24 protein-coding genes are annotated in these 26715 nt (G+C 67.1%); 9 read left to right on the top strand and 15 right to left on the bottom strand.

The genetic code is table 11. The features are described 5' to 3' along the window. The first annotated feature begins 55 nt into the window (after nucleotides 1–55). Nucleotides 56–670, top strand: coding sequence for an NADPH-dependent FMN reductase (locus OG474_RS05545; protein WP_405061105.1), 615 nt, complete (start codon nucleotides 56–58; stop codon nucleotides 668–670). On the opposite strand, the gene OG474_RS05540 is transcribed toward OG474_RS05545, so the two are convergent. After that, nucleotides 667–909: a hypothetical protein gene (locus OG474_RS05540; protein WP_405061104.1), complete on the bottom strand. Its 243-nt coding sequence runs from the start codon at nucleotides 907–909 to the stop codon at nucleotides 667–669. The genes OG474_RS05545 and OG474_RS05540 overlap by 4 nt on opposite strands. A gap of 111 nt (nucleotides 910–1020) precedes the next feature. Here OG474_RS05540 and OG474_RS05535 point away from each other — a divergent pair, with 111 nt between their 5' ends. Beyond that, nucleotides 1021–1803: a class I SAM-dependent methyltransferase gene (locus OG474_RS05535; RefSeq protein ID WP_405061103.1), complete on the top strand. Its 783-nt coding sequence runs from the start codon at nucleotides 1021–1023 to the stop codon at nucleotides 1801–1803. 1076 nt (nucleotides 1804–2879) lie between these two features. Here the strand turns inward: OG474_RS05535 and OG474_RS05530 are convergent. The 4 genes from OG474_RS05530 to OG474_RS05515 form a co-directional block, all read right to left on the bottom strand. Beyond that, nucleotides 2880–3836 (bottom strand): hypothetical protein, encoded by a 957-nt coding sequence (locus OG474_RS05530; RefSeq protein ID WP_405061102.1) that lies wholly within the window; start codon nucleotides 3834–3836, stop codon nucleotides 2880–2882. 52 nt (nucleotides 3837–3888) lie between these two features. Next, a complete protein-coding gene (locus OG474_RS05525; protein WP_405061101.1) occupies nucleotides 3889–6372 on the bottom strand; it encodes an FtsX-like permease family protein in 2484 nt (827 codons plus the stop codon). Further along, nucleotides 6369–7151 (bottom strand): ABC transporter ATP-binding protein, encoded by a 783-nt coding sequence (locus OG474_RS05520; protein ID WP_405061100.1) that lies wholly within the window; start codon nucleotides 7149–7151, stop codon nucleotides 6369–6371. Before OG474_RS05520 ends, OG474_RS05525 begins: the two co-directional genes overlap by 4 nt. 82 nt (nucleotides 7152–7233) lie before the next feature. Continuing rightward, nucleotides 7234–8340: a helix-turn-helix transcriptional regulator gene (locus OG474_RS05515; protein ID WP_405061099.1), complete on the bottom strand. Its 1107-nt coding sequence runs from the start codon at nucleotides 8338–8340 to the stop codon at nucleotides 7234–7236. Between the two features lie 89 nt (nucleotides 8341–8429). Between OG474_RS05515 and OG474_RS05510 the strand changes: the two genes are divergently transcribed. Beyond that, nucleotides 8430–9770 carry an FAD-binding oxidoreductase gene (locus tag OG474_RS05510; protein WP_405061098.1) on the top strand — a complete coding sequence of 447 codons (1341 nt, stop codon included), beginning with the start codon at nucleotides 8430–8432 and terminating at the stop codon, nucleotides 9768–9770. On the opposite strand, the gene OG474_RS05505 is transcribed toward OG474_RS05510, so the two are convergent. The 9 genes from OG474_RS05505 to OG474_RS05465 all read right to left on the bottom strand — a co-directional run bounded on the left by OG474_RS05505 (nucleotide 9756) and on the right by OG474_RS05465 (nucleotide 18353). Next, nucleotides 9756–10880, bottom strand: coding sequence for a condensation domain-containing protein (locus OG474_RS05505; protein ID WP_405061097.1), 1125 nt, complete (start codon nucleotides 10878–10880; stop codon nucleotides 9756–9758). The genes OG474_RS05510 and OG474_RS05505 overlap by 15 nt on opposite strands. Beyond that, entirely contained in the window at nucleotides 10877–11902 is a 1026-nt protein-coding gene (locus OG474_RS05500; protein WP_405061096.1) for a hypothetical protein, read from the bottom strand. The genes OG474_RS05505 and OG474_RS05500 overlap by 4 nt, the downstream gene beginning before the upstream one ends. Then, complete coding sequence (locus OG474_RS05495; RefSeq protein WP_405061095.1) at nucleotides 11899–12762, bottom strand: aminoglycoside phosphotransferase family protein; 864 nt, start codon at nucleotides 12760–12762, stop codon at nucleotides 11899–11901. The genes OG474_RS05500 and OG474_RS05495 overlap by 4 nt, the downstream gene beginning before the upstream one ends. Beyond that, nucleotides 12759–13730: a Gfo/Idh/MocA family protein gene (locus OG474_RS05490; RefSeq protein WP_405061094.1), complete on the bottom strand. Its 972-nt coding sequence runs from the start codon at nucleotides 13728–13730 to the stop codon at nucleotides 12759–12761. The genes OG474_RS05495 and OG474_RS05490 overlap by 4 nt, the downstream gene beginning before the upstream one ends. Beyond that, nucleotides 13720–14907: a hypothetical protein gene (locus OG474_RS05485; protein ID WP_405061093.1), complete on the bottom strand. Its 1188-nt coding sequence runs from the start codon at nucleotides 14905–14907 to the stop codon at nucleotides 13720–13722. Before OG474_RS05485 ends, OG474_RS05490 begins: the two co-directional genes overlap by 11 nt. Further along, complete coding sequence (locus OG474_RS05480; RefSeq protein ID WP_405061092.1) at nucleotides 14904–15158, bottom strand: acyl carrier protein; 255 nt, start codon at nucleotides 15156–15158, stop codon at nucleotides 14904–14906. Before OG474_RS05480 ends, OG474_RS05485 begins: the two co-directional genes overlap by 4 nt. A gap of 6 nt (nucleotides 15159–15164) precedes the next feature. Then, entirely contained in the window at nucleotides 15165–16340 is a 1176-nt protein-coding gene (locus tag OG474_RS05475; protein ID WP_405061091.1) for a radical SAM protein, read from the bottom strand. Beyond that, the gene (locus OG474_RS05470) at nucleotides 16340–17575 is read right to left on the bottom strand and encodes an MFS transporter (RefSeq protein ID WP_405061090.1); all 1236 of its coding nucleotides are present in this window, start codon (nucleotides 17573–17575) and stop codon (nucleotides 16340–16342) included. The genes OG474_RS05475 and OG474_RS05470 overlap by 1 nt, the downstream gene beginning before the upstream one ends. Nucleotides 17576–17756: 181 nt before the next feature. Continuing rightward, a complete protein-coding gene (locus OG474_RS05465; RefSeq protein ID WP_405061089.1) occupies nucleotides 17757–18353 on the bottom strand; it encodes a TetR/AcrR family transcriptional regulator in 597 nt (198 codons plus the stop codon). Between the two features lie 110 nt (nucleotides 18354–18463). Here OG474_RS05465 and OG474_RS05460 point away from each other — a divergent pair, with 110 nt between their 5' ends. The 6 genes from OG474_RS05460 to rfbB all read left to right on the top strand — a co-directional run bounded on the left by OG474_RS05460 (nucleotide 18464) and on the right by rfbB (nucleotide 24906). Then, the gene (locus OG474_RS05460; RefSeq protein ID WP_405061088.1) at nucleotides 18464–19459 is read left to right on the top strand and encodes a hypothetical protein; all 996 of its coding nucleotides are present in this window, start codon (nucleotides 18464–18466) and stop codon (nucleotides 19457–19459) included. A 182-nt stretch (nucleotides 19460–19641) separates the two neighbouring features. Next, nucleotides 19642–21036 (top strand): extracellular solute-binding protein, encoded by a 1395-nt coding sequence (locus tag OG474_RS05455; RefSeq protein WP_405061087.1) that lies wholly within the window; start codon nucleotides 19642–19644, stop codon nucleotides 21034–21036. 24 nt (nucleotides 21037–21060) lie between these two features. Beyond that, on the top strand, nucleotides 21061–21987 hold the full coding sequence (locus OG474_RS05450) for a carbohydrate ABC transporter permease (protein WP_405061086.1): 927 nt from the start codon (nucleotides 21061–21063) through the stop codon (nucleotides 21985–21987). Further along, nucleotides 21984–22811, top strand: a complete 828-nt coding sequence (locus OG474_RS05445; RefSeq protein WP_405061085.1) for a carbohydrate ABC transporter permease — start codon at nucleotides 21984–21986, stop codon at nucleotides 22809–22811. Before OG474_RS05450 ends, OG474_RS05445 begins: the two co-directional genes overlap by 4 nt. Nucleotides 22812–23010: 199 nt before the next feature. After that, nucleotides 23011–23895 (top strand): glucose-1-phosphate thymidylyltransferase RfbA, encoded by an 885-nt coding sequence (rfbA, locus tag OG474_RS05440; protein ID WP_405061084.1) that lies wholly within the window; start codon nucleotides 23011–23013, stop codon nucleotides 23893–23895. Next, entirely contained in the window at nucleotides 23896–24906 is a 1011-nt protein-coding gene (gene rfbB / locus OG474_RS05435; RefSeq protein WP_405061083.1) for a dTDP-glucose 4,6-dehydratase, read from the top strand. A 1106-nt stretch (nucleotides 24907–26012) separates the two neighbouring features. Here the strand turns inward: rfbB and OG474_RS05430 are convergent. Then, complete coding sequence (locus OG474_RS05430) at nucleotides 26013–26711, bottom strand: hypothetical protein (RefSeq protein ID WP_405061082.1); 699 nt, start codon at nucleotides 26709–26711, stop codon at nucleotides 26013–26015. Nucleotides 26712–26715: the final 4 nt, after the last annotated feature.

Here is a 26715-nt window from a genome sequence, read left to right as displayed (position 1 = left end):
TGATTACGCTCGACCCATCACTTGCTTCACTTGCCGATGTCAGGAGCTGGGTCAGATGCCCTCAATCGCGTTCGAACCGCAGGTCGTCCCGGATCCGCCGGTGTGGCCGCAGTCGGTGGTCACCGTGGTCGGCAACCCGAAGGCCGGTTCCCGGACGGCGGCCGCGGCGGCCTCGGTCGCGGAACTACTCGCCTCCGAGCTCGGAACGCCGTACCGGATCGACGAGCTCGTCGACCTGGTGACGATCGCCCCGGCGATCTTCCAGGGCGACGCGGCTTCGGAGGCAGACCGGATCGCATTGGAGAGCGCGATCGAGCTGGCGGCTTCGGCGTCGGTGATCGTGATCGCGACTCCCGTCTACAAGGGGAGTTACACCGGGCTGCTCAAGAGCTTCCTGGACGTGCTGCCGGCTCGCGCGCTGGCCGGCGCGGTCGTCGTACCGGTCACTGTGTCTGCTGCGCCGAGCCACAAACTGCTCGCGGATCAGCACCTGCGGCCGGTGCTGGCTGAGCTCGGCGCGAGCGTGCCGGTGCCTGGCGTGATCCTGGAAGAGCGTGACCTCGAAGACCTGCAGGTCGTGCTGGCTAGTTGGCTGCGCGCCAACGCCGGCATCATCCAGGCCACCACGATCGCCCTGCAGCCCGTCGCCGAACCCACACCGGCGCACTAGCAGTTGGGGTATTTGCTCTCGTCGAGGTCCAGGTAGGCGTCGCTCACGTAGCTCTGCCTGTGGGTGTTGTTGTCGGTGACGAAGTACCAGATGTTGCTGACGCCGTAGGGGCCGGACACCACCTCGCCGAACACCTTGCAGTGCACGGTCAGATGCGGAGGCGGTGCGGCAGCGGACGCGGGCAGCGCCATGGTCGTCAACGCAGCGGCGGCAAGGGCCAGTTTCCCCAGTGTCTTCATGCCTTCGACTCTCGGGCCGCAGCTGATTGTGGGCAACCAATTCCATCGAGGCCGAAGGCCCTTTGGGGCAACCTGGTCGCGGGTGATCGAGGCGGGATCTACCGTGGCGGCATGGATGAGCGCGTGGAACAGAACCGGGCCGGCTGGGACCTCCGAGCCGAGGCCCATTCGAACGGCGCGAGCCTGTACGACGTGGACGGCTTCCGCGCGGGCGGCAGTTCGCTGCGGCCGTTCGAGCTCGAGGCGCTGGGCGACGTACAGGGCAAGCGACTACTCCACCTGATGTGCCACTTCGGCCTCGACACGTTGTCCTGGGCCCGACTCGGCGCCGAGGTCACCGGCCTGGACTTCTCCGGCGAAGCCATCGCGGCGGCCCGGCGGCTGGCAACCGAGGTCGGGTTGCCCGCCCGATTCGTGCAGGCGGACGTGTACGACGCGGCGGATGTACTGGATGAGCAGTACGACATCGTGATCGCGACGTACGGCGTACTGGTGTGGTTGCCAGACCTCGACGAATGGGCGCGCGTCGTAGCGCGCCTCCTGCGACCGGGCGGCACACTCTTCGTCGCCGAATTCCACCCCCAGCAAGGCCAGGTCGACGACGACCTCCGCGTCACGTCCTCCTACTTCCGCACCGCGCCTCGCGAAACCCAAGTCACCACCAGCTACACCGGCCAACCAATCGAACCCCACACCCAAACCACCTGGCCCTGGACCATCAGCGGCCTCGTCAACGCCCTCATCACCGCCGGCCTCCAAATCACCCGCCTCAACGAACTCCCGGTAGACCTCCGCCAACGCCGCCCCACCATGACCCAAACCCCCGACCACCTCTGGCGCCTCCCCGGCGACCCCATCCCCTTACTCCTAACCTGCCAAGCCCAAAACCCCTAGCCAGAAGGGAAACCAGGCAGGCGATCCCGCGCTATCCGGTGGATTGTGGGTGCCCCGCGACGAAAATCCACCGGCTAACGAAACCAGGCACCCACCCCCGCGCGTAATTTGAACGGATAACCCCGGAATTTGCCCCTTCTCCCGCCTGCCTGCGCCCGGAGAAGGAGCAACCTGAACGGATAACCCCCGAAATCGCCCGCACCGGACAGCAACCGAAAGGCGACGGGAACGTGGTCGCCGGCGTCTTTCCCGCCCGCAACCAAAGCCCGCCAGCCCCAGGCAACGCGAACGCGGGAACCGGCCTCGCCATCCACCCCAGCGACTGCGGCGCCCAGCCATGCTGTCTTTTCAGGTCGGCCGGTCGCGGCGAGCAACCACAAACCCACGCCCCCGGCCGAGGCCCTTTCGGTCTGTACCCCGCCCGACCGCCAAGGCCAGCCGACAACCCAGCACGGCGAGCAGAGCGCATGGCTGAGCCGAATGCCGAGGCCGGCGACCGCGATTCCCGATGCCTGAGCCTGACCGGGCTGTGGCTGAGGTGCAGGATCTCGCGCTATCCGGTGGATTGTGGGTGCTCCGCGACGAAAATCCACCGGCTAACGAAACCAGGCAGGCGATCCCGCGCTATTCGGTGGATTTTGGGTGTCCTGTGACGAAAATCCACCGGTTAACGAACGCGGGCCTGCGACAGCGCGCGGCGAGGTCGGAGCAGCTACTGGTCGGCGCACCTCTTGATCCGCAACCAACGCCCGTCAACCCCAGGCAACGGAAACGCGGGAACCGGCCTCGCCATCCACCCCAGCCACCGCGGCGCCCAGCCATGCTGTCTTTCAGATCGGCCGGTCGCGGCGAGCAACCACAAACCCACGCCCCCGGCCGAGGCCATTTCGGTCTCACCCCGCCCAACCGCCAAGAGCAGCCGACAACCCAGCACGGCGAGCAGAGCGCATGGCTGAGCCGACTGGCGAGCCCGGCGACCGCGATCCCGATGCCTGAGCCTGACCGGGCTGTGGCCGAGGTGCAGGATCTCGCGCTATCCGGTGGATTTTGGGTGCTCCGCGACGAAAATCCACCGGTTAGCGGACTGGGCAGGTGGGGCTGCAGGGGTGGGCGGGTAGGTGGGGGTTGGTGCGGCGGAGGATCTTGAGGATTTGTACGGCGGCTGCGCAGGGGCGGGCGGTGATGTCGAGCCAGCCGTAGCGGAGGGTGGTTTCGGCTCGGAGGGTGGCTCGGTTGTCGCGGTCGAGGTCTCGCCAGCGTTGGTTGGGGACGAGGTGGAGGCGGCCGTCCAGTTCTACGTCCAGGCCGAAGCCTTCGTAGTACACGTCGGTGAACTCGCGGTCGATGGCCCGTTGGCGGTGGCCGGTGGGGAGGCCGTGGCGGCGTTCGACGTTGTGGAGGTAGCGGAGTTCGAGCAAGGAGTGCGTGCCGGCGGCGACGTCGGTGAGGATCGGTCGGAGCAGGCGACCGTGGCGGAGTCGGCCTCGGGTGGTCAGGGCGGTGGCGATGTCGCCGGGGTGTACTCGGCCGGATTGGCAGGCTTCGGCGATGATCGCGGCTGCCTGGTCGAGCGTTCGGCTGATGCCGACGATGTCGAGTACCGCGTGGGCCGCAGTACGGCGGGGTGGCGTGGAGCGCGCGAGTCGGTCGGCCCAGTGGATGTCGCGGTGGATGACGAGGCCGGGGCGTCGGCTCAGGTTGCGGTGGTCGGGGACGGCCACGTGGACGGGCCGATCCGGGGAAGGCTTGAGGAGCCCGAGTTGTTCGGCTGCGGTGTAGTGACTCCAGGCGGCGTCGGGGCCGGCGTGCAAGAGGGCGGCGATGAGGCGTTCGTCGTACCCGAGGGGGCCGCTGTGAGTGGAGTAGACGCCGGGGTGGATGGTCTGCCAGCGACGGTTGCGGATCCGGTGCCTGATGCGGTCGGTGGTCCAGCCCGCAGCGAGCAACTGGACCCGCGACACGATCTGGTGCTGGCTCCGGATCACCGCCTGGATTCCTTGTTCGGTTAGTTGTCGGTGCCACCACCAGTCCATCCACCCCAGCATGGGGCAAGCGGCGTACTGCTGCAGGAGGGGTTGTGGATAACTAGTCGGCGTGGGTGGGTTGGGTGGGGGAGTGGCGGAGGGTGAGGGCGGCTGGGAGGAGGGTTGAGGTGAAGGTGAGGGTGGTGGCGGCGGTGATGATGAGGAGGTAGATCCAGAGGGGGCCGGTGGGGAGGGAGTTGGCGACTTTGGAGGCGTAGGGGAGGAGGGAGGCCAGGGCTACCAGGGTGCCTAGGGTGATGCCGGAGAGGGTGATGAGGGTGCTTTCGGCGGTGAGCATGCGGAGGACCTGGTTGCGGGTGGAGCCGGTGAGGCGTTGGAGGGCGAATTCGCGGCGCCGGCGGAGGGTGGTGGAGACGAGGGTGTTGACGACCGAGACCGCGGTGTAGGCGATGAGCATGCCGACGAGCATGTAGTTGACCCAGGCTTGGGTTTTCTGGTCTTCGGCGTTGGCGGAGACGAGGGCTTCACGATCAGCGACCTGTACGCCGGGGTGCGTGGCGGCGAGTTTGGTCAGCGCTGGAGTGACCTGGGCTCCGGGGGTGGTGCGGACCAGGATCTGGCGGATCAGACCGTCGGTGGTGTGGGCGGTGACCAGGGCTGACGGGAGGACGATGCTTTCGTAGCCGCGTTCGGCGGCGAAGATCGCGACCACGCGGAGGGTTTCCGATGTGCCGTCGCCCAGCGTCATGGTGATCGTCGAGCCGACGCCGCGGTTGATCTTCTGGGCGATGTACTCGGGGAGTGCGACGGTCGATCCGGTCAAGCCGGACAGGGATCCCGCGGTGAGACGGACCGGCGCCGTACCGTTCGGGCCTTGGGCGTCGATGCCGATCAGTGGGGCGCCGTCGTCGTCGAGGGGTGCGCCTTGGGGTTCGTCGATGACGCCGGTACTGCGGACGTACGCCGACGCACCGGCCACACCGGGGACTGAACGGACCTGCTCGACCAGCTGAGGCGCCATACCGACGGTCGAGGTCAGGACGATGTCGGCGTTGAGGTCGCGGGTGAAGGCTTTGGCGGAGGCGTCGACCTGGGTGGTCTGCATGTAGAGGTTCGCGGTCGAGATGCCGACGGCAAGCATCACCGGCATCACCGCGGCCGACATCGCGACCGAGCGGACGGAGACGTTCCGGATCGCCAGCCGGCCGTTGACACGGCTCAGCAGCTGGACCGGCCAGCGCCACAGTGCGAGCGCGAGCTTGGTCCAGAACGGGCCGAGCAGCGCGACCCCGATTGCCCAGCAAAGTACGGACGGACCGGCGGTCGCGCCGGCCAGCGGGCCGACCATGACGGTTGCGGTGACGATCAGCAGGGCCATACCGCCGCCGAGGAACAGCAGCCCGGCGATCAGCCGCACCCAGCTGAACCACTTCCGCTGCAGCGACGACTCCATCAGCGCCTGCACCGGCTTGATCTTCGCCGACTTGCGAGCCGCGATCAGTGCCGCACCGATCACCGCGAGCACAGCCCCGCCGGCACCGGCCGCGAACGGAATCAGGCCTTGGTAGAAGGTGATCAGCGGCGAGGCGACGCCGTGTTCCGCGAGCTGGTCGAACAGGAACCGGCCGAGCAGCATTCCGGGCAGGATGCCGAAGGCAACGGCCGGCAGGGCGACGAGCATGCCTTCGCCGAGGATCATCCGCCGTACCTGACCGGGGGTGGTCCCGATCCCACGCAGCAGGGCGAACTCGCGCTCGCGGTGCTGGGCGGACAGTGCCAGCGTGGACGCGACGACGAACATCATCGTCATCACCGCGATCCCGCCGAACGAGCCCGCGATCGAGATCAGCGCGGTCCGCTGGATCCCGGTGCCGGGGTGCTCGGCCAGCCCGCGGTCGATCCCGGTGCGGACGGTCAGATCCCCGAGCGCCTCGATCCGCTCGCCGACCGCGTCGAGGTCGGTGCCCGGAGCAACCAGTACGCCGATCGCGGCGTACCGATCGGCCTTCGGGGCGAGCCGGGTTGCGTCGCGCTCACTGAAGAAGGTGTGACCGGCTGGGCCGGTTGCGGTCCCGCTGACGGTGAAGCTCTGCGGTACGCCGTGCACCAGGACGCTCACTTTAGAACCGACCTTGGCGCCAGCGCTGACGACCTCGCCGACGCCAGGCGCCCGACCGCTCATCAGCTGGTACGGCGCCAACGCGACGCTCGCCCAATTGTGGCCTTCGGCAACAACTGGTCCGGATGGCGTGACGATCGGTGCCGGGAAACTGCGGTCGCCGATCACCCCGGTGACACCCTCGACCGCACGAATCTTGGTGAGCAGGTCGGCCGGTACACCGGCGACCTCGGTCAGCGGAAACGCGTCGAGGTCCTCGTCGGCCCCCGCCGGCTTGTGCGACTGCGGCCCGCTGACCACGATCGGAGCAGCGGCAAATCGTTCGGGAGCCACGTTCGAGCGGATCCCGGTCTCCATCAGACCGCCGCAGGCCATCACGATCGCCGTACCGAAGACGACCGCGACGAAAGTGGCGATGAACCCGCCCTTGCGGAAGCGCAGGGTACGGATGGCGAGGCGCATCATCCGGCCACCGCCAGCTTGCCGCGCGCGCCGAGGTGGGTCATCCGGTCGGCGACCTGTTCGGCGGTCGGGGCGATCAGGCTGCCGGCGAGGCGGCCGTCGGCGAGGAACACGACCTGGTCGGCGTACGACGCGGCGACCGGATCGTGGGTGACCATCACGACGGTCTGCCCCTGGGTGCGGACCGGCTCGCGCAGCAGCTCGAGGACGTCGGCCGCGGTCTGGGTGTCGAGGGCGCCGGTGGGCTCGTCGGCGAAGATCACCGCCGGGCGTGCGACCAGTGCGCGGGCGATCGCGACGCGCTGCTGCTGGCCGCCGGAGAGTTCGCCGGGGCGGTTCTTCTGCTTGTCACTGAGGCCGACGCGCTCGAGGACGTCGCGGACCGCGGTCTTGTTCGGCCGGCGGCCGTCGAGCTCCTGCGGGAGTACGACGTTCTGCCAGACGGTCAGCGCGGGCAGCAGGTTGAAGGACTGGAACACGAAGCCGATCCGCTCGCGGCGGAGCTCGGTGAGCTGGCGCTCCTTCATCCCGGCCAGCGGTAGGCCGTCGATCATGACCGAGCCCGAGGTGGGCTGGTCGAGCCCGGCCGCGCAGTGCAGGAAGGTGCTCTTGCCGGAACCGGACGGCCCCATCACCGCGGTGAACGTGCCGCGTCCGAAACCGATGCTGACCCCGTCGAGCGCGGTCACGGAATTGCCGCCACGACCGTAGACCCGTCGTACGTCGGAGAGAACCACCGAATGCTCGCTCGGGAGCACGGCTTCGTGCCGCTTCTTCGTCATGCTCAGGACGCTACGGATCGGCGGCGCCGCGCCCCAGGGTGCTGGGTCGTCGGCGATGGTGGTGGAAACCCCACCTACACCGCTACTCGGCGAAGAAGCCGTCGGTGCCGAGACTGCGGCCGAAGCGGCCGGCGTACTGGCTGAAGAAGATCTTCGACGTCAGCTCGCGCCGGCTCGAGACGCCGACCTTGTCGAAGATGACCTTCAGATAGTCCTGCACCGTGTACGGCGACAGGTGCAGCGCGGCGGCGATCTGGTTCGTACTGTCGCCGAGCAGGACCTGCTGTACGACGTCCTGCTCGCGGTCGGTCAGTCCGTACGCGGCGACGATCAGCGGAATCACCTTCGCGGCTCCGGCACTCTCGATCGTCACCGCGATCTGACCGGTGAGCCCGTCGCGGTCGCGGATCGGCGTACCGTGCAGGGACAGCCACTCGCCGGAGCGGGCCCGCATCCGCAGGCTCGGCACGTAGGTGGTGGATCCGGCTGCGACCGCGCGGGCCGCCGCGGCGACGGTGGTGACCGACGACGGCAGGCGCTGCCAGAGGTCGCCGCCGAGGTCGGCGATCCGCTGTTCGGCCGTGCCGGTGGCCGAGACGACCTGGTTCCGGTCGTCGAAGATCACCACGCCCGCCGAGGGATCGCTGGTCGCCTGCTCGGTGCCGGACACCAGCAGCCCGCGCCGCAACCCCAGCGTCATGCTGGTCTCGATCCGATGCATGAACTGGCTCTCGGCGGGTGAGAACCCGACGCGGCCGGCGGAGCGGTAGAGCGAGCAGACCCCCCACATCCGGCCGCCGCTCCGCATCGCGCTGCGGAGTTCGTGCTCGATGCCGACGCTCGGCAGGTAGTCGCGCTGACGCGGGCTGTGCAGGGTGTTGCCTTCGGTGGCGTCGTCGAGGATGCCGACCGCGACGTCGCGGCGGGCCAGATCGGCGAAGTGGTTGAAGTCGGCGATCTCGTACTCGTACTCCACGAACGTGTGTTCGTCGGAGTGCTGCAGGTTGAGCATCACCCGGCCGCTGAGCAGGTTGGTCGCGGGGTCGGCCGTCCCGACGCAGATCGAGTCGAAGGGGATCGCCCGTTCGAGCAGCTCGATCGCGGCGTAGCAGAACTCTTCCCACGACAGCCCGGCATCCGCAGCCGCTTCGAGCCCGGCGCGCGCGGACTCGGCGTGATACGTCTTCACCCCTCCAGTATGGGCAGATGCCTGCGGCAACAAGAACCCCAGAAAGTTGGGGTGGTGGACGGACAGGCACCCGGGTGACGCTTGGTGACATGATCGAACCATTGCGCGAGGTCCTGACCGGCCGGGTCGTTGTTCCCGGCGAGGCGGACTGGGAGGCCGTGCGAACGGCGTGGAACCTGGCCGTCGACCAGCAGCCGGTGGCTGTTGTCGAGGCTGCTGGAGCAAGTGATGTGGAACTGACCGTGGCGTTCGCCGCCGCGCACGGTCTGAAGGTCGCGGCGCAGGCGGGTGGGCACGGCGCGACCGGTGCTCTGAACGGCACGATCGTGCTGCGGACGAACGCGCTGACCGAGGTGTGGGTCGACTCGCACGCTCGGATCGCCCGGGTCGGTGCAGGGGTGCGGTGGGGTGCCTTGCAGTCGGCGCTGGACGGAACGGGGCTGACCGGGCTGCTCGGCTCGACCGGTGACGTCTCGGTCGTCGGCTTCTGCACCGGTGGCGGCATGTCCTGGTTCACCCGTCCGTACGGCATGGGTGCGAACAGCCTGCGGGCCGCTGAGGTCGTGGACGCGACCGGTGCGCGGCGCTGGATCGATGACTCCACCGACCCGGACCTGATGTGGGCGCTGCGCGGGGGCGGTGGCAACTTCGCCGTTGTCACCTCGGTCGAGGTCGACCTGTTCCCCGCCGAAGAACTCACGGGTGGCCGACTCATGTTCCCGATCGGGCAGGCTGAGGCCGTACTGGCGGCGTACCAGCAGGCCACTGAGGCGGCGGCCGAACAGGTGACGCTGTGGGCCTATCTGGTGCACTTCCCGGACGCACCGTTCATGCCGGAGCCGATCCGGGGCCAGTCGTTCTGCATGATCGACGGCGCGGTCCCGTACGGCGCGGACGCGCTGCAGGCGGCGCTCGCTCCGATCCGTGCAGCCGGTACGGCGGTTGTCGACTCGGTCGGACCGCAGACTGCCGGGTCGATGGCCGACATCACCCAGGAGCCGGTGCAGCCCACTGCGGTCGTGGTCAACGGGGCCAGCTTCGAGGAGCTGACGCCCGAGTTGATCGGTGTGTTGCTCAAGCACGCCGGGCAGCCGTCACCGATCTTCCAGGTGCAGCTCCGGCATCTGCGGGGCGCTACCGCGGCAACCCGGCCAGGTGTCGCGTCGGCAGACCCCGCCGGACAGTACGTCCTGACCGCCCTGTCGATCCTGCCCTTCCCGGAGTTCGAGCAGCCGGCGCGGGAGGCGCTCGGGGCGCTGATCGACGCGGTCGGTCCGTGGCGGTCGGGTGGGACTGTGCCGTCGATGCTGGGCACGGACGACTCGTTGGCGGATGCTTTTGGCGAGTCGGATCTCCTCCGGCTGCGGGAGATCAAGCAGCAGCTGGACCCGAGCGGCGTACTGGTCGGGAACTTCTCACTCGGCCAGTAGGTGGTTGCGGACGCCTGCACACAATTGCGAGACCAGGGGCTCGGTCCAGTCCGTCCCGTCGCCGCTGAAGTGTCCGGTGAGGGCGTTGTCCATCGTGGGGCGGAGGCGGATCCCAAGGATGTCGGCCAGGCCGGTGTCCTTGGGGCCGGCCACGGCGGCGACCTCAGCGCGTACTGGGCCGAAGTCATAGCCGGACGGCCAGGCTTGGGGGACGTACTCGAAGAACGGCGACCTGGCCGGGACCTGGGCTTCGAGGACGGGGAAGCGCGCATAGCGGCTGCAGCCGACCACTGCGTCCCGGACTGCGGGGATGTCGGCCTCGAGCGGGATGGCGAGTGCAGACGGCACTATGCACGGGCCCAGGACCCGCTGCCACTGTGGTCGGTCCCGCTTGCTGAACAGGGTGTTGAACACCAGGGTGTCTCCGGTGCCGACGTACGGCGTCATTCCGGTGGCCAATGCGGCCAGCAACGTGACGAGCGGCGTACTGCGCTGTCGCAGGGTTCGCTGGTCTACCGCAGCCAGCTCGGTAGAGCTGAGTAGCTGTTCGCGGTAGGCAAACTGCTTGGCTGGCTGGGCCGGGGGTTGCGGGCAGGGTTTGGCGTTGGCGATCCGGGCCTGCCACCAGTCGCTGGCCGGACCGCGTTGCTGCTCGACTAGTGCGGCTTCGTTGAGCGTGTAGTCGGCGTACTGCGCTGCCGGTGGCGGTGTGTCAGGGTCGGAGTAGAGCCTGGCCAGCTCGTCCAGCGTGGTCCAGAGGGTCACCGGGTCGGCGATCATGTGGTGCAGGTGTAGTGCGAGCCGGTTACCCGCAAGCCGCAGCCGGACTGGTGCTGCGAGTGGTACCTCGGCATGCGTCTCGACCGCATCGACCAGCTCCAGCTCAGCCGTTGGCTGCGGATGGACCAGCTGGCCGTCAGTGATTTCAGTGCGCAGTACGTCGTGCCGCCGCTGCAGCTCGTCGAAAGCAGTCGCGAGCGCGCTGTGGTCCAGAGCGCCATCCAGCTCGAGTACGGCGTTCATGGTGAACCACGGACCGCGGGCGAACCCAGGTCGTTGTGAATCGAGGTGGAGTGCGAAGGTCTGCCACAGCGAGGTCGGAAGGATCACAGCAGCGCCTCCGAATAGTCAGGCACCTCCGCCTTGAGCAGTGCCTCGTGCAGGTCCTCCAGCACCTCGACTGCGAAGTCCTTGCGGGCCCAGTCCTCGAAGGCGATGCCATAGCCGAGTGAGATCCACAGGTCCGCGTTGCGCTGCTCGTGGGCGCCGAATGGTTCCAGCAGCACGAGTGGGGTTGCCGACCACAGCGAGTCCAGCAGAGTGCCGCCGCCGGGCTTGCTGACGGCGGCCAGTGCTTGGCGACACAGGTCGAACGAGCCATGGTGGCCAGTGCGCTGTTCGAACGCCTCACCAGCGAGTCCGAACGGGGGATAGCCGTCGTCGAGCCACGGGTGCCAGTCCGGGTCGATCATGAAGTACCGGACGCCGTCTGAGGTCAGGTCCTGCTTCTCGTACGCGACCACGTCCAGAGCGAACCCGACGGTGCTGAGCTCCGCGGCGTACTCGCGGTAGGTGCCCATACCCCAGCCGCCACCGTGCACGAGCAGTCGGCGGTCTCGGTTGGCCCAGGGGATCGGTGCGTCCCGGCTGACCGGGATGCTGCAGGGAATCGTGCCGGCGTCCGCATCCGCCAGCTTGACGTGCCGGACCGGGTACGGCGGCGTACCGACCTTCTGGAAGGACGGTGAGACGACCGAGTCCACGTGGCAGATGTCTACTTCGACCGGTCCGTGCTGTTCGACGTACTCGGTGAGCAGGGTGAGCCAGAACCCGGAGAAGACGATGAAGCGCGTCACCCCGCGTTCCTCCCAACCTGCGTAGAGTGCGGCGACCGCTGCGGGGTCCGCTGCGCGGGAGGCGTTTCCGGCGAGCTTCTGACCGGCCATGGCGACACGGAAGTCGCGGTGGAACGCCAGCTTGGACTGGGCTGTGGTCTCCAGAGTTTTGGCAGGCATGAGCCGCTCTAGAACCGAGACGGAGACTTGGCCGCCCTGCTCACGGATGCGGTCCGCCAGCAGCAGACCGGGAACGTGAACGCCCAGTGCGACGCCGGAGGTCAGGATCTCGATCACAGCGTCGCCAGGTCTCGGGCCAGGTGCTGCTCGACCAGCTTGACCAGACTGGCGTGCCACGCACCTTCGGAACCGCGCGGTGTCCCCTCGATCAGCATGATCAGGTAGAGGTAGACGCGGTACAGGGCTAGTCGCTCGCGGTCGACATCCGCGCCGTACCCGGCGATCAGGTCCGCGTCGACATCGCGGAACTGAGCCAAGGACGCGAACTCCGCCACGGGATCGCCCCAGAACGCGCGCTCACCGTCGATCAGCCCAGTCACCCGGCCGTCCTCGACCAGGATGTTGCCGTCCCACAGGTCGAAGTGGATCAGCCTCGGTACGGCGACGGAGTCGAGCAGGGCGGTGCGGTCGGTCACGAGCTGCCGGGACACCTTGGCCGGGAGCGCGACGTCGTACCGGTCGGCGTCGGCGAGCAGGTCGTCGAACATGCCGAGGAAGGCCGCGCTCCACGAACTCTTGAGACCACGCTGCGGGTAGCCGAAGCCTTCGGTGCCGGTGACCTCGTGCAGGCTCGAGACGATGGCGCCGAGCTCACGCTGGTACTGCGCTCGATCGGCGGAGACGCTGTGGAGAGTTACACCGGGGAGTGCGGTCATCAGGAGGAAGTCCGGACCGGAGTGGACCACCTCGGGAACCGGCGCTTTGCCCAACGCCGCTTGGTAGAACGCAGCTTCGGTCTGGATGAGGTCCTGTTCGTAGGTGAGCCCTGGACCCGTTGGCGCGACCTTGAGGACCAGGTCGCCGCTAGTCAGCTCAAGCCGATGGACTGTGTTGTACGTGCCGTCGGCAAGCTCGGTGACCGCGGTCAGATCGTCCGGATTGCGGCCGGCGGCGACCAGCAGCTCTTTGGGGTTCACAGGGTGGCCTTTCGGCGGCGGGCGTCGGCGTAGATGGCACCCATCAGTTCGATCCGGGGGATGGCATCGGCCAGGCCCGAACCACCGTCGACGAAGTTCGTCAGCTGGCGTTCGTAGTAGGCGACCGGGGCGAAGCTGATCACCTCACGGTTGCCGTCCGTGGGGGTGACCACCAGATTGAGGGGTACGGCGCCCAGCACCGGGCGGAGGAAGTTGCGGAGCTTGACCGTGGCCTTCTCGAACTCGAAGACGTGTTCGCTGACGTGAGTCGGGCCGGTGGTGCACTCCAGCGTGGCCGTGGTTTCTGGCCAGGACAGCGTCGCCTGGAAGGACCTGTCCACGCCGTTGGGACCGTCGAACGCGGACTCACCGGTCACCTCGACCGCGTCGGTCTCCGAATCCAGACCGACCGTCGCCTGGATCGCCTGAAGCCAGTAGCTCGCGCAGTCGTAGAAGATGCCACCGCCCAGCTCGGGCCGGTCGCGATAGCCACCGGGCTGCGGCTCGGCGAAGGTCATCCGCGTCTGGACGGCGCGCAGCACGCCGTACCGGCCGTCGTCGATGAAGGAGCGGACGACCTGCTGCCACTCGTGGTTGGCCGTCGCGACCGCCTCGGTCACCTGGACGACGCCGTCGGCGGCGAACTCGAGCTCGGCGACCTCCTCGGCCGTCAAACAGAGAGGTTTCTCGACGATCACGTGTTTGCCGGCTACCGCCGCCCGGACCGCCCAGCGGTGATGGGCAGAGTTGTGCAGCGAGATGTACACCGCGTCGACCGACGGGTCGGCGAGGAGCGCGGCGTAGTTCTCGTGGACGACCTCGATCCCGTGCTGGTTGGCGAACTCCTTGGCCCGTACGGCGTCGCTGGCGGCGACCGCGCGGACATGGGCGTTCGCCGTGGTGGCCGGGGCCAGCATGGTGCGGGCAGCGATCCCGGTGGCTCCGATCAGCCCTATCTCAAGCGGCATCGGTGGTCATCCCTCGTGGTGTCAGGCCGGCGGAGTCGACCGCGGTCACCAAGCGGCGTTGCCACTGGCCGAGGTCGTCCGGACGGCAGAAGATCGCTAGGTACACCCGGCCACCGGGCGCGGCGAGGGTGCTTCCGTTCAGCACCTGTACGCCGGGCCCGTCGCCGGTGCTGAGCAGACCGTCGAAGGCGGTCAGCACGTCGGCAATTCCCTTGCCTGGAGCAACATTCAGTTCGACCTGCCACAGGTGCGCGGTCAGGTCGGTCCGCCGGTCCAGGTGCAGGGTCAGCAGACCCAGGGACTGGCGGGCGTTGATTTCGAGCACCGGGACGATGCTGCCGTCGGTGAGCAGCATCGCGTCCACCCCGACCGGTCCCCAGTAGCCGGCCTTCGTGAGCGCGTCGGTCACGCCGGCCAGCGAGTCGGCGTACCAGCCTTCGTCGACGAGCGCCGCCGGTGGGCGGTGCGAGCCGAGATGGCGAAAGCCCTTGTTGGTCATCTGCTGCAGACCGAGGAACTCCGCCGTACCGTCCTGGTCGAGCAGTAGATGACCGGAGAAGTCGTGCAGCTTCGGCAGCTTCTCCTGGACGAGCAGCTCGACCCGGCGATCCTGCCTGCGGAGGACCCGCTCGATCGCCCGCAGGATGCCCGGGGTGGAGATCTCGAGCAGCGCGCGGCCCGAGACGCCGTACGGATCCTTCACCAGGGCTCGGAAGTCGAGCGCGGTGACGGCCTCCACCAGTTCGTCGGCCGAGTGAACGACTCGGCCCGCGCCGGGCAGGCCGAGTTCGATCACCAGCTCGTTGGACCAGGTCTTGGAGTTGACCAGGGCAACGACCTCGCTCGGCGGCAGGCTCCCGCCGACCAGCCGTGACGTGTCCGGAAGTACGGCGTACGGCGCGACTGGCTCATCGCGAACCAGCTCGGGTCCGAAGTACCGCTCGACCGGACCGGGGCCCGGGTTGTCCACCGCCAAGTGGCGAACCGCGTGCCCAGCCAGGAGATCTGGGTGCATCGGGTACCTGGTGATGAGCAGGTCGCCCGGCGCACAGAAACCCAGCAGCAGCTCGTCCATCGCGTCGACGGAAGGGTCGCCGAAGCCGACCGATGGCAGCTCGGCCAGGTCGTCAGGCCGCCACCAGGTCTCCGCGTCGAAGGTGCCAAATCGAACCGTCATTGCACGGGTGCCGCCAGCCGTTCCACAAAGGTGCTGAACTGCCGCACCGATCGCAGATCATCCAGCTGCAGGTTGGGATAGTCGAGCTCGAGGTCGAACTCGTCCTCGATCGCCAGCAGGAAGGTGATCGTCTGCAGCGAGTCCAGGCCGTACTCCTCGACCAGGTCCGCGCCGGGGCCGATCTCCTCGGGCGTGGTGCCGTTGTCGAGCACCTTGGCGAGCACGACCTTGACCCTGTTCTCGATCTCCATCGGTCATCACACCCCGTTCAGGTAGAGAAGAATGCACTTCGAGCAGACCGGCATCATTCCGTTCTCGGACATGATCCGGCGGACCTCACGGAACGACTGGCTCTGCCACAGGTCGTTCACCGACTGCTCGTAGAGGTTGCCGACCACGAACTCCGGGAAGAACTTGCAGGAGCTGACCGCGCCGTCCGCGTGCACCTCCATCCGGTTCGAGACCGCGAGGCACTTGCTGCGGTGCTGGGCGGGCCGCGACGTACCGAGGATGAAGTCGGTGACCTCGTCGTCCTCGAGCTGCGGCTGGTAGCGCAGCCGGACGTTCCAGGCGCGGGACGCCAGCCGGGCCATCGACTCGCGCAGCGCGGGCAGCTCCTCTTCCGGCAGCTGGTACGTGTACGAGTGCCAGGTCGGCTTCTTGGTGTCGGTGTTCGGCTCCAGCCACGCGAACGACTGCTCGTACAGGCGGTCCATCGCCTCGGCGACCTGCGGGCTGATGTACCAGGGGAACTGGAAGTAGACGGTGTTGACGCCGAGCTCCTCGGCCCACTCCATGAACTCGTACATCTTGTGCACGGTGACGTGCGAGACCATGCAGGACAGGGACAGCTCGCCGTCCCACTTCCCGTCGCGCTTGAGGTCCAGCATCATCTGGATGTTCTCCATGGTGCGCTTGAACGTGCCGCGGCCGCGGAGTGCCTCGTGGTCCTCGCCCAGACCGTCCAGACTGACCAGCAGGTTGAGGTTCTCGCCGATCCGGAGCAGGTCGTCCAGCTTGCGCTTGAACAGCAGCCCATTGGTGCACATGTTGACGGTCCGCGGGTACTTCTCGAGCAGCTTCGCGACCTCGTCGAACTTGGTGTGCATCAGGGGTTCGCCACCCCACAGGAACATCTTGGAGCGGACCTCGGCGGTCGTCCGCAGCACGTCCTCGATGACGGACAGGTCCAGCTCGGTGCGCTGGCGCTCGGAGCTGAAGTCGCGGAAGAAGCCCTGCTCGTTCCACTGGTAGCAGTGGGTGCAGCGCAGGTTGCAACGGTAGGTCAGTTGCAGACTGACCTCCTGCGGCAGCGGAGCGGCGTACTCGGGGTCGATCAGCAGGTTCTTGCGAGCCTTGGACCGGATCGAGACGGTGTGCAGGATGTCGGCGAACTCTTTGTTGTTCAGGGTGCGGGTCGTTGTGGGGCGCATCAGACCTCCCGTGGTTCGGTGGCGACGAGTAAGGCACTGCTTCCGGCGATCACACCTCCTGTCGCGAGGACGAGCACGAGGCCGGTCGCGGCCCCGAGCTGAGAGCTCAGTACGCCGCCGGCGAATCCGCCGGTGAGTGCGCCGAGCGGGACGGTGGACGAGGTGAGCGTGCGGGCGGTCGCGTGCACTGTGCTCTGCAGTGCGGCCGGAGTGACTTGCTGACGGACACTGGTCGTCACGACGTTCCACACCGGCAGCCAGCCGCCGGCTAGGACGCGGATCAGTACCAGCGTGATCGCAGGTGTGGTGACGAGGCAGAGTGGAATCGCCAACCAGCACAGGGCTTCTATGCTCGTCATCAGTAGCACTCTGCGGGTGCCGAGCTTGCTGGCGAGGCGGTTGGCGACGAATGCACCGAGCAGGCCGCCGACTGAGCCTGCTGCGATCAACAGGCCGCCGGTGAGGCTGGAGAGCCCGAGAACGCGGTACGCGAACAGCAGCAGGACGGCGTCGACCATGCCGGAGCCGAAGCTGCGCACCGCGGCTGCACCGACCTGTCTGCGCAGGACGGGGTGGCGTCGTACAAAATCGAAGCCGGTGTGGATCCGTTGCAGGATGGGCTCTTGGGTTGCCTCGACCGGCGGCTCGATCGCAGTGATCCGAGTCCGCCCGTACGCCGAGGCCAGGAACGGCAGTGCGCTCAGCAGCATGCCAATGGTGGAACCGGTGGTCCGCAGCAGCAGACCGGCGAGTGCGGGACCAACGAGCTTGGAGCCGCTGTCGGAGCTCTGCAGTTTCGCGTTGGCACCAACGAGGTTCTGCGGCTCGACGAGGGCCGCCAAGTAGGACTGGCCGGCGACGTCGACGAACACCATCGCGACTCCGGCGACCGCGACCACGACGAAGAGCTGGCCGATCCCAGCGCCACCGAACGCCGCGGCCAGCGGGATCGTCGCGAAGGCGGCGAACCGGACGACCTCGCCGGTGATCATCACGCGGCGGCGCGGGATGTGGGGGAGGGCCGCGCCGGCGACCAGACCGAAGGCAGGGTAGGCGAACCAGCCCAGCGCGGACAGCACACCGACCTCGGCACTGGAGGCGTTCAGCGTCAGGATCGCGATACTCGGCAAGGCGAATCCGGTCAGCCGGTCACCGACGAAGCTCGCCGTCTGACTGCTCCAGTACCACGTCGGATCAGCGTCCGAGCGTGTCTGTGTGGTGATTCGTCCGCGCACCCGTCGACTCCCCAGAGGTCGTTGGCTGACTCGGCTTTCTTCAAGTCCTGAATGAAGTGCTCGGACAACTTAACCGGGTAGGTCGCGCTACTCAAGAGCTGCTTGATGAATTCCTGGCGGGACGGGACAAGTGGTACGGACTCTCAGTTTCGGGACATCAGATGACTTGAGTTGACCCGGCTCAGTTGCGTAGCAGCGCGCGGAGGCCGGCGGTGTAGGTCCCGGCGCTGATGTCGCCGATCAGCAGGCGCTGCAGGATGAATCCGGGGACGAAGCCGAACAGGACCTGGGCGACGTGCTCGGGATCGACGTCCGCGTCGATGGTGCCGTCGGCCTGGGCGCGGCGGGCAACCTCGGCGAAGCGGCCGCGGAGCATCCGGTACTTGCCCTCGGCGATCGTCTTCACTGCCGGGTTGCGCAGGGATTCGGCCCACGCCTGCAGGGCGATCCGGGTGACGTCGCCGCCCGGCCGCTCGGCGACCGAGACGATGTGGTTCAGAACGCGCTCGAGGACCAGTAGTGGGCTGAGCGGATCGTCGGTGACCAGGACGTTCGCGAACAGCTCGTCGACGCTGCTGAGCGCCTCCTCGGCGATCGCCTCGACGATGTCTTCCTTGCTCTTGAAGTAGCCGTAGACGGCGCCCGCGGACAGGCCGGAGGTCTGGATGACGTCGGCCATCGTCGTCTTGTGGAATCCCTCCTCGGCCACGCAGGTCCGGGCCGCCGCCACGATCTGGGCGCGGCGGGCGACACGGTGTTCCTCGGTGACCTTGGGCATACCGCGAACATAAAACGAATGTCCGTTCTTGACAAGGCGACGACCCGTGCGGCACGCTCGGAGCTAATAAAGAACAACCATTCTGTTTGGCTCGAGAAGGAGTCCCCCTCATGAGTGCTGAGGCGCAGGCCGAGCACCGCCAGCCATCCCTGATTGCCGTCGTGCTGCTGCTCACCGCGGTGCTGAGCGTGCTGCTGATCGCGTTCGCCTGGCCGTCGGCCCGTTCCGCGCCCCGCGACGTACCGATCGCGGTGGTCGGTTCGAGTCAGGTCGTCGATCAGGTCAAGGCCGGGCTGGAGAAGGCGATGCCGGGCGGGTTCGAGGTCACCGCGGTGGCCGATCGGGCCGCTGCTACGGAGCAGATCGAGAACCGGGACGTGTACGGCGCGATCGTGCTCGACCCGGCGCAGCCCGAGGTGCTGACCGCCTCGGCCGGCGGACCGGCGATCGCCCAACTGCTGGCTCAGCTGGCGACGCGGTTGTCCCCGGAACACCCGGCGAAGGTGACCGACGTCGTACCGCTGCCGGCTGATGACCCGCGAGGTGCCGGGCTGGCCGCGGGTGCACTCCCGCTGGTGATCGGCGGGATCATGACTGCCGCCGTACTGACTATGCAGATCAGGTCCGGTAAGCGCCGGATGATCGGCGCGGCCGGTCTCGCGGTGACTGGTGGGCTGGCGCTCGGCGCGATCCTGCAGTTCTGGCTCGGATCCTTCGAGGGGAACTACTTCGCGAACTCCGGTGTCATCGCGCTCTCGATCGCGGCGATCAGTCTGACGTTGCTCGGGCTGGAGTGGTTGTTCGGGACGATCGGGCTCGGCGCCGGCGCCGCGGTGATGATCCTGCTCGGCAATCCGCTGTCCGGGCTGGCGACCGCACCGGAGATGCTGCCGAGCGGGTGGGGCGCGTTCGGTCAGCTCCTTCCGCCCGGAGCAGGCGGTACGGCGTTGCGCTCCGTGAGCTTCTTCGACGGTGCCGGGGCGGGGTCAGCGTTCGTCGTACTGAGTGCGTGGCTCGCGCTCGGGCTGTTCCTCTGTGGTCTGGGCGCGATGCGGTCGCAACGCTTCGTCCATGGCCGTCACGAGGAAACGCCCGTTACTGTCTGAACCAGGTTCCGGCGCGGTGACCTGATTGTTATGACATGGTCACCGCGTTACCGCCTTGCGACCGCGACAACGTTGTCTGTCACCCATTGACTTCGCAGGCTCCAGCCTCCTAAGTTCGCCAAAAGCCCGCTCTGTTCGGGCCGCGGTACCGGGATGACAACGATTGCCCGAAGGTGGACCTGATGGTGACAAGGAAACGTTTCAAGGCGGTCGGCGCGCTGACCGTGTCGGCGCTGCTGCTGGCGGTCTCGGCCTGTAGTCAGGGGTCGTCGACCAAGCAGCCGGAATCCGGTGGTCAGAGCAGTGGCCCGGCGAACATCAAGATCGCCTACCAGCAATGGGGCCCGGGCACGACCATGAAGAACTTCCTCGGCGGCGTGAAGTCCGAGTACGAGGCGGCCAACCCCGGCTCGACCGTCGAGATCCTGCCGATCGTGGCTAGTGAGAACGACTACTACACCAAGCTGCAGCTGATGATGCGGTCGCCGAACACCGCACCGGATGTGGTCTACGAGGACACCTTCCTGATCAACTCCGACATCACCGCGGGCTACCTGCGGCCGCTCGACGAGTACATCTCGAAGTGGGACCAGTGGAGCCAGTTCCAGGACTCCGCCAAGGGTGCGGCCAAGGCGCTCGACGGCAAGACCTACGGCGTACCGGACGGCACGGACACCCGAGCCCTTTGGTACAACAAGGAGATCTTCGCCAAGGCCGGGCTGCCGGCCGACTGGCAGCCGAAGACGTGGGACGACGTCCTGAGCGCGGCCCGGACCATCAAGGCGAAGGTCCCCGGTGTCACCCCGTTCAACATCTACTCGGGCAAGCCGATGGGTGAGGGCTCGGCCATGCAGGGCTTCGAGATGCTCCTGTACGGCACGAAGGACACGCTCTACAACAACGAGCAGCAGAAGTGGGTCGTCGGAAGCCAGGGCTTCAAGGACTCGCTGAACTTCATCAAGACCGTGTACGGCGCTGACGGCGTCGGCCCGTCGCCGAAGCAGGCGCTCGACCCGAACATGGGCTCCAAGGTCGGCACCGAGCTGTTGCCTGGTGGCAAGCTCGGCATCGCCCTGGACGGCTCGTGGATCTACGGCAACTGGCAGAAGACCGGCGCCAAGCCGTGGCCGCAGTGGACCGACGTGATGGGCCAGACCGCGATGCCGACCCAGGACGGCAGCGGCAAGGGCAAGGTCAGCCTCTCCGGTGGCTGGACCTGGGCGATCCCGGCCAAGTCGAAGAACCCCGACGCGGCCTGGAACCTGATCAAGACGCTGCAGACCCCGAAGAACGCGGCCAAGTACGCGACCGACGGCGCGCAGATCGCCGTACGGAAGGATGTCGCCGCGGACGAGGGCTACAAGAGCTCGTCGAAGAGCACGCAGTTCTTCACCGACCTGGTCTCCGTCACGGTGTACCGGCCGGCCTACGCGGAGTACCCGAAGGTCTCGAACGAGATCATCACCGCGATGGAGGCGGTGATGACCGGACAGTCCTCGGTGGACGAAGCCGCGAAGAACTACGACGAAGCAGTCGAAGGCATTGTCGGCAAGGACAAGACGACCTCCGGTCAGTAGCCTCCCGGCGAAGGAATCGACCCTGTGACGACGACTGTCGCTCCGACTCCCGTTGCGTCCAAGCCTGGGCGCAACGGGAAGCCGCGGGCCGCGAACCTGTTCAAGATGCTGCCGCTCACCCCGGCCATCGGACTCATGCTGGTCTTCCTGGCCGGCCCGATCCTGTACTGCGTCTACGCCGCGTTCACGAACATGGCGCTCACCGGCACCGGTGCCGCGAACGTGACGTTCGTCGGCCTGGACAACTTCCGCAAGGCCTTCGGCAGCGGCGCGTTCACGAACGCGATCTGGCTGACCCTGATCTTCACCCTGCTCTCCGCGATCGTCGGCCAGAACACGCTCGGGCTCGGGCTGTCGCTGCTGATGCGCAAGTCCACCAAGGTGGTCCGCAACTTCGTCGGTACGGCGGTCATCGGTGCGTGGGTGCTGCCCGAGGTGGTGGCGGCGTACCTGCTGTCCGCGTTCTTCAACGACGACGGCACGCTGAACGTGATGCTGCACGCGGTCGGCCTGCCCGGCCAGGACTGGCTGTACGCGGCGCCGATCATCGCGGTCTCGCTGGCCAACATCTGGCGCGGTACGGCGTTCTCGATGCTGGTCTACTCGGCCGCGCTCAGTGAGGTGCCGAAGGAGATCGAGGAGTCGGCCGAGATGGACGGTGCCGGTGGCTGGCGGCGGCTCGTGTACGTGACGCTGCCGATGATCAGCCGGGCGATCATGACCAACCTGATGCTGATCACGCTGCAGACGCTGAGCGTGTTCGGTCTGATCTACGCGATGACCCGCGGTGGACCCGGGACGAAGTCCCAGACGCTGCCGCTGTACATGTACGAGCAGGCGTTCAGCTTCTCCCAGATCGGCTACGGTACGGCGATCGCCCTGGTGATGCTGGCGATCGGCGCGGTCTTCTCGCTGATCTACCTGCGTGGACTCAACTCGGAGGCAGCGTGATTGCCCGGGACCGGCTGAGCAAGCTGGCATCGAACCTGGTGCTGCTTGCCATCGGCATCTTGTTCGTCCTTCCGCTGCTCTGGGTGCTGTTCGCCTCGGTCAACCGGACGGCGGGGCTGCGGGTGGAGTTTCCGACGCATCCCACGCTCGGGAACTTCAAGGCGGTGCTGAACACCGACACGACGTACCGGCCGGTTCTGAACGGTCTGGTGCTGTGTGGTGGGGCGGCGTTGCTCACCATGGTGTGTGCGGTGCTGGCGGCGTACCCGCTGTCGCGGTTCAAGTCGCGGTTCAACCGGCCGTTCCTGCTGACGGTGCTGTTCTGTACGGGGTTGCCGATCACCGCGGTGATGGTGCCGGTGTACGGGCTGTTCGTGCAGCTGAACCTCGTGGACACGCTCGGTGGCACGATCATGTTCATGGCGACGAGTTCGCTGCCGTTCGCGATCTGGCTGACCAAGACGTTCATGGACGGGGTACCGATCTCGCTGGAAGAAGCGGCGTGGGTTGACGGCGCCACCAACATGCGAGCGCTGAAAAGCATCGTGCTGCCACTGATGTGGCCGGGGATCGCCGTGGTGCTGATCTTCACCTTCATCGGCATGTGGGGAAACTTCTTCGTCCCCTTCATGCTGCTGCTCTCCCCGGAACGCCTCCCGGCCTCCGTCAGCATCTTCACCTTCTTCGGCCAGTACGGCGAACCCAACTACGGCCAACTGGCGGCGTACTCGCTCATCTACACCATGCCCGTCCTGCTCCTGTACCTGCTCCTCAGCAAGAAACTAGGCGGCGCCTTCGCCCTCGGCGGAGCAATCAAGGGCTAGTCGTTCCAGCAAGCCGCCGCGCAGCGGGGGTTGGGAGGGCGCGCGGGGGGCTTGAACAGGTAATGACCTGTGCTGGGCCACTGGTTCTTGTTCAAGCCCTGGGTTGGTGGCTTGGCGGGAGGGGGCGTGGTGGTTGGCGGCGCGCCGGGGTGATTGCGGGGGGCAACGGGTCGACTTAGGGTGCGGGGGAGGAGGCTTGATGAAGGGGATCGTGCTGGCTGGTGGGTCGGGGACGCGGTTGTACCCGATGGCTCGGGGGATCTCCAAGCATCTGATGCCGATCTACGACAAGCCGATGGTGTACTACCCGTTGGCCACGTTGATGAGTGCGGGGATCGACGAGATCCTGATCATCACCACCCCGGAGGACCGGGCGGGGTTCGTGCGGTTGCTGGGGGACGGGGCGCAGTTCGGCTGCTCGTTCAGTTATGCGGAGCAGGCGCGGCCGAACGGGATCGCTGAGGCGTTTCTGGTGGGGGAGGAGTTCATCGGGGACGGTGCGGTGGCGCTGATTCTCGGGGACAACCTGTTCTACGGGGACGGGTTCGGGGCTGAGCTGCAGGCTCAGGCGGATCCTGATGGTGGGGTGGTTTTCGCTTACACGGTGGCGGATCCGCGGCGGTACGGCGTAGTGGAGTTCGACGCGGACGGCCGGGCGCGCGGGATCGAGGAGAAGCCGGGCGAGCCGCGGTCGAACTTCGCGGTGGTCGGGCTGTACTTCTACGACAACGACGTGGTGGAGATCGCGCGGTCGCTGCGGCCGAGTGCGCGCGGGGAGCTCGAGGTCACCGATGTGAATCGGGAGTACCTCCGGCGCGGCAAGTTGCAGGTGCAGAAGCTGGATCGAGGTTCGGTCTGGTTGGACACCGGGACGATCGAGTCGCTGGCGGATGCGTCCGATTTTGTGCGGGTGCTGGAGAATCGCACCGGGCTCAAGGTCGGCTGTGTCGAGGAGGCCGCGTGGCGGCAGGGGTTCATCAGCGATGACGACCTCCGCCTGCTCGCCGAACCGCTGCGCAGCTCGGGCTACGGCGAGTATCTGTTGGCCTTGCTGAAACAGCCCCGGACCAGCGCGGTGGTGTAGATGGACCGGATCCTGGTGACCGGAGGTGCCGGCTTCATCGGCGCCAACTTCGTGCAGTCGTCGGTACGGCGGTTGCCGCATCAACGCATCACGGTCCTGGACGCGCTCACGTACGCCGGCGATCGGCGGAACCTGTCACCGGTGGCTGATGACATCGAGTTCGTGGAAGGCGATGTCGCCGACCCTGAGCTGGTCGACCGGCTGGTCAAGCAGTCCGACACGGTCGTCCATTTCGCGGCCGAGTCCCACGTGGACAACTCGATCGGTGATCCCGCGCCGTTCATCCGGACGAATGTCGTCGGCACGTTCAACCTCCTCGAGGCCGTACGCCGGTACGACGTCCGCCTGCACCACATCTCGACCGACGAGGTGTTCGGCGCGCTGTCCCTCGACACCGACACCCGCTTCACCGAAGAGACGCGCTACGACCCGTCGAGTCCGTACTCGGCCACCAAGGCGAGCTCGGATCACCTGGTGCGCGCGTGGACCCGCTCGTACGGGATCGCGGCGACGATCTCCAACTGCGCCAACAACTACGGCCCGTACCAGCATGTCGAGAAGCTCATCCCGCGCCACATCACCAGCGTGCTCACGGGTATCCGTCCGAAGGTCTACGGCGCCGGCGCCAACGTCCGCGAGTGGACCCACGTCGACGACCACAACGCCGCCGTACAACTCATCCTGCAGAACGGCCGCCTGGGCGACACCTACCTGATCGGCTCCGGCCAGGAGCGCTCCAACAAGCAGGTCACCGAGACCATCCTCCGCCTCCTGCACCAACCACCCGACGCCTACGACCTGGTCCCCGACCGCCCCGGCCACGACCTCCGCTACGCCACCAACTCCCACAAACTCCGCACCGACCTCGGCTGGACCCCGCAGTACGACGACTTCGAATCCGGCCTGGCCAACACCATCACCTGGTACCGCGAAAACCGCTCCTGGTGGCAGACCGCGAAGCTCACCACCGAAGCCCGCTACGCAGCCAACCCGCCACCTGCCAACAGCTAAAGGACGCGAATCGCGCCTTTGTGGTAACAAATGTGCGCCCAGCGGCCGCAGGATTCCACAAAGGCGAGCGGATCCGCGCTCTGCCGGTGATTCGGGGGTCTGCGTGGTGGTTCGGCCGCCGTCCAGGGGGCAAGTCGTCTCGTGGATGCAGGTTTGCGGAGTTCTACTGTCACCCAGTGCCTGTTGCGATTTCGCCGCAGGTGATCGGTCGCGGTGGTTGAGGACTTTGGCCGGCCAGGAACTCCGCCTTCCCGAATGTGCTCGTCCCGTCCGGCCGCTCGGATTCGGCCGGCGATGTGCGCGGTGGCTGGTCGCCGCTGCGGCCGGTTCTCCTGATGCGGGTGGCTGGTGCGGTCTTCGGCTGAGGGGGATGGTGCGGTCGGCGACCGAGGTTGGGGTCGCCTGTGGCTGGCGGGCTGTGGCTTCCGCCGCCGATCAGGAGGCCTGTCAGGTGATTCACCGCCGTGGTTGTCCACTACGGTTCGAGTCGGCTGCCAGCGTGCGGCATTTCGCTGGATATCCGTTCAAATGGGCCCTTCTCTGCTCAAAATTTGAGGGGAGAACCAGCAACTTGCGGGGAGATCCCCTCGTTTTCCGCGACTGCAACCGAAGCCCGGAAGCTCAAGCAGCCGAAACTGTGGTCGCCGGCCTCGCCATCCCCTCAACCCCAGGCGACGCCCGCCTAGCGCTTCAGTAAATCGGCCGCCGCGGCGACCAGCCACCGGCTACGTGTCCGGCCTGTCCGGTGCGGCGCGAATCGGGGCCACACCAACCCCGCTTTGCGGGGATCTGCTGCCACCCAGCGACAGCAGCTCCCCGCAAACACGCACAAACCCCGACCAGCCACAGATCCACGGAGACCTACTGCCAAATACCGGCAGCAATCATCCGTGAACCCGCTCCAACCCCGACCAGTGACCGGATTGCAGGCACCAACGCCACGCCGATTCTGCAACAGGCTCCAGGTGGCAGTAGAAACTCCGTGAACCGGACAACCTGTGGGCATCGCGGCTAACGTCCGAAAACACGCCGACGTCGTACTGCGATCGTTCGGACGTTGGCCGAGTGGACTCACCGCCACCAAAGTGCCTTGCTGGGGTGGAGGGTCAGTCGGTGCTCAGGTCTTCGTAGGTTTCTTGCCAGAACTCCAGTTTTTCGGCGAAGGGTTCTTCTACCTGGGGGTCTGGGGTGCCTTCGGCGAAGGCTTCCAGGGCGGCGGGGATGAGGGGGGCGGCCTCGGGGGCTTGGGTGAGGATCAGGGCCAGGCGGACTACGAAGGTGACCAGGCGGGTGAGTTTGTTGTGGTCGATGGGGGTGTCGCGGCCCAGGGGGTCGTGGATGATTTCTTGGGACTTGATCTGGTCGCGGATCGTCTTCAGGGTGCGGGCGGCTTCTTTGTGTTCGGAGCGGCCGGGGGTGGCGGAGACGGCGTCGGTGGGTAGGCCTAGGAGGTCGGCCAGGTCGGTGGACGGCGGCTCGGTCGGGGTGCTCTTGCCGAAGAGGCCGGGCTTGGTCGACTGGAGGTGGGTCTCGATCTGGTCGACGAGCTCCGTCAGTCCTCTGAGGAGGGCCGGGACGAAGTTGTCGGCTGTCTTGCGGCGGTTGGTGGTGAGCGCTGTGGTGCGTTCGTAGTCGGCTTCGACCGTGGAGCGCAGGGCGTCCGGCCAGTCGTCGAGGCCGGCCAGGCCCGAGTGCTGCGGCGCGGACGGGTTGAGGTCGCTCGCGGACAGTGGTTTGGCGCCCGAACGAGCGGCGTCGATCTCTTGTTCGAGCTTCTTCTGCGGACCCGGCACGATTGAACTCACGCGG

It is taken from the genome of Kribbella sp. NBC_01505, from assembly GCF_045040285.1.
In the GTDB taxonomy this organism is placed as follows: domain Bacteria; phylum Actinomycetota; class Actinomycetes; order Propionibacteriales; family Kribbellaceae; genus Kribbella.
This window is presented reverse-complemented; position numbering and strand designations above follow the sequence as displayed.

Bases quoted from the DNA above. Each gene is read 5' to 3' on its own strand.
- OG474_RS05545 (WP_405061105.1), top strand. From the start codon at position 56: ATGCCCTCAATCGCGTTCGAACCGCAGGTCGTCCCGGATCCGCCGGTG.
- OG474_RS05540 (WP_405061104.1), bottom strand. From the start codon at position 909: ATGAAGACACTGGGGAAACTGGCCCTTGCCGCCGCTGCGTTGACGACC.
- OG474_RS05535 (WP_405061103.1), top strand. From the start codon at position 1,021: ATGGATGAGCGCGTGGAACAGAACCGGGCCGGCTGGGACCTCCGAGCC.
- OG474_RS05530 (WP_405061102.1), bottom strand. From the start codon at position 3,836: ATGGACTGGTGGTGGCACCGACAACTAACCGAACAAGGAATCCAGGCG.
- OG474_RS05525 (WP_405061101.1), bottom strand. From the start codon at position 6,372: ATGATGCGCCTCGCCATCCGTACCCTGCGCTTCCGCAAGGGCGGGTTC.
- OG474_RS05520 (WP_405061100.1), bottom strand. From the start codon at position 7,151: ATGACGAAGAAGCGGCACGAAGCCGTGCTCCCGAGCGAGCATTCGGTG.
- OG474_RS05510 (WP_405061098.1), top strand. From the start codon at position 8,430: ATGATCGAACCATTGCGCGAGGTCCTGACCGGCCGGGTCGTTGTTCCC.
- OG474_RS05490 (WP_405061094.1), bottom strand. From the start codon at position 13,730: ATGCCGCTTGAGATAGGGCTGATCGGAGCCACCGGGATCGCTGCCCGC.
- OG474_RS05485 (WP_405061093.1), bottom strand. From the start codon at position 14,907: ATGACGGTTCGATTTGGCACCTTCGACGCGGAGACCTGGTGGCGGCCT.
- OG474_RS05480 (WP_405061092.1), bottom strand. From the start codon at position 15,158: ATGGAGATCGAGAACAGGGTCAAGGTCGTGCTCGCCAAGGTGCTCGAC.
- OG474_RS05475 (WP_405061091.1), bottom strand. From the start codon at position 16,340: ATGCGCCCCACAACGACCCGCACCCTGAACAACAAAGAGTTCGCCGAC.
- OG474_RS05465 (WP_405061089.1), bottom strand. From the start codon at position 18,353: ATGCCCAAGGTCACCGAGGAACACCGTGTCGCCCGCCGCGCCCAGATC.
- OG474_RS05460 (WP_405061088.1), top strand. From the start codon at position 18,464: ATGAGTGCTGAGGCGCAGGCCGAGCACCGCCAGCCATCCCTGATTGCC.
- OG474_RS05455 (WP_405061087.1), top strand. From the start codon at position 19,642: ATGGTGACAAGGAAACGTTTCAAGGCGGTCGGCGCGCTGACCGTGTCG.
- rfbA (WP_405061084.1), top strand. From the start codon at position 23,011: ATGAAGGGGATCGTGCTGGCTGGTGGGTCGGGGACGCGGTTGTACCCG.
- rfbB (WP_405061083.1), top strand. From the start codon at position 23,896: ATGGACCGGATCCTGGTGACCGGAGGTGCCGGCTTCATCGGCGCCAAC.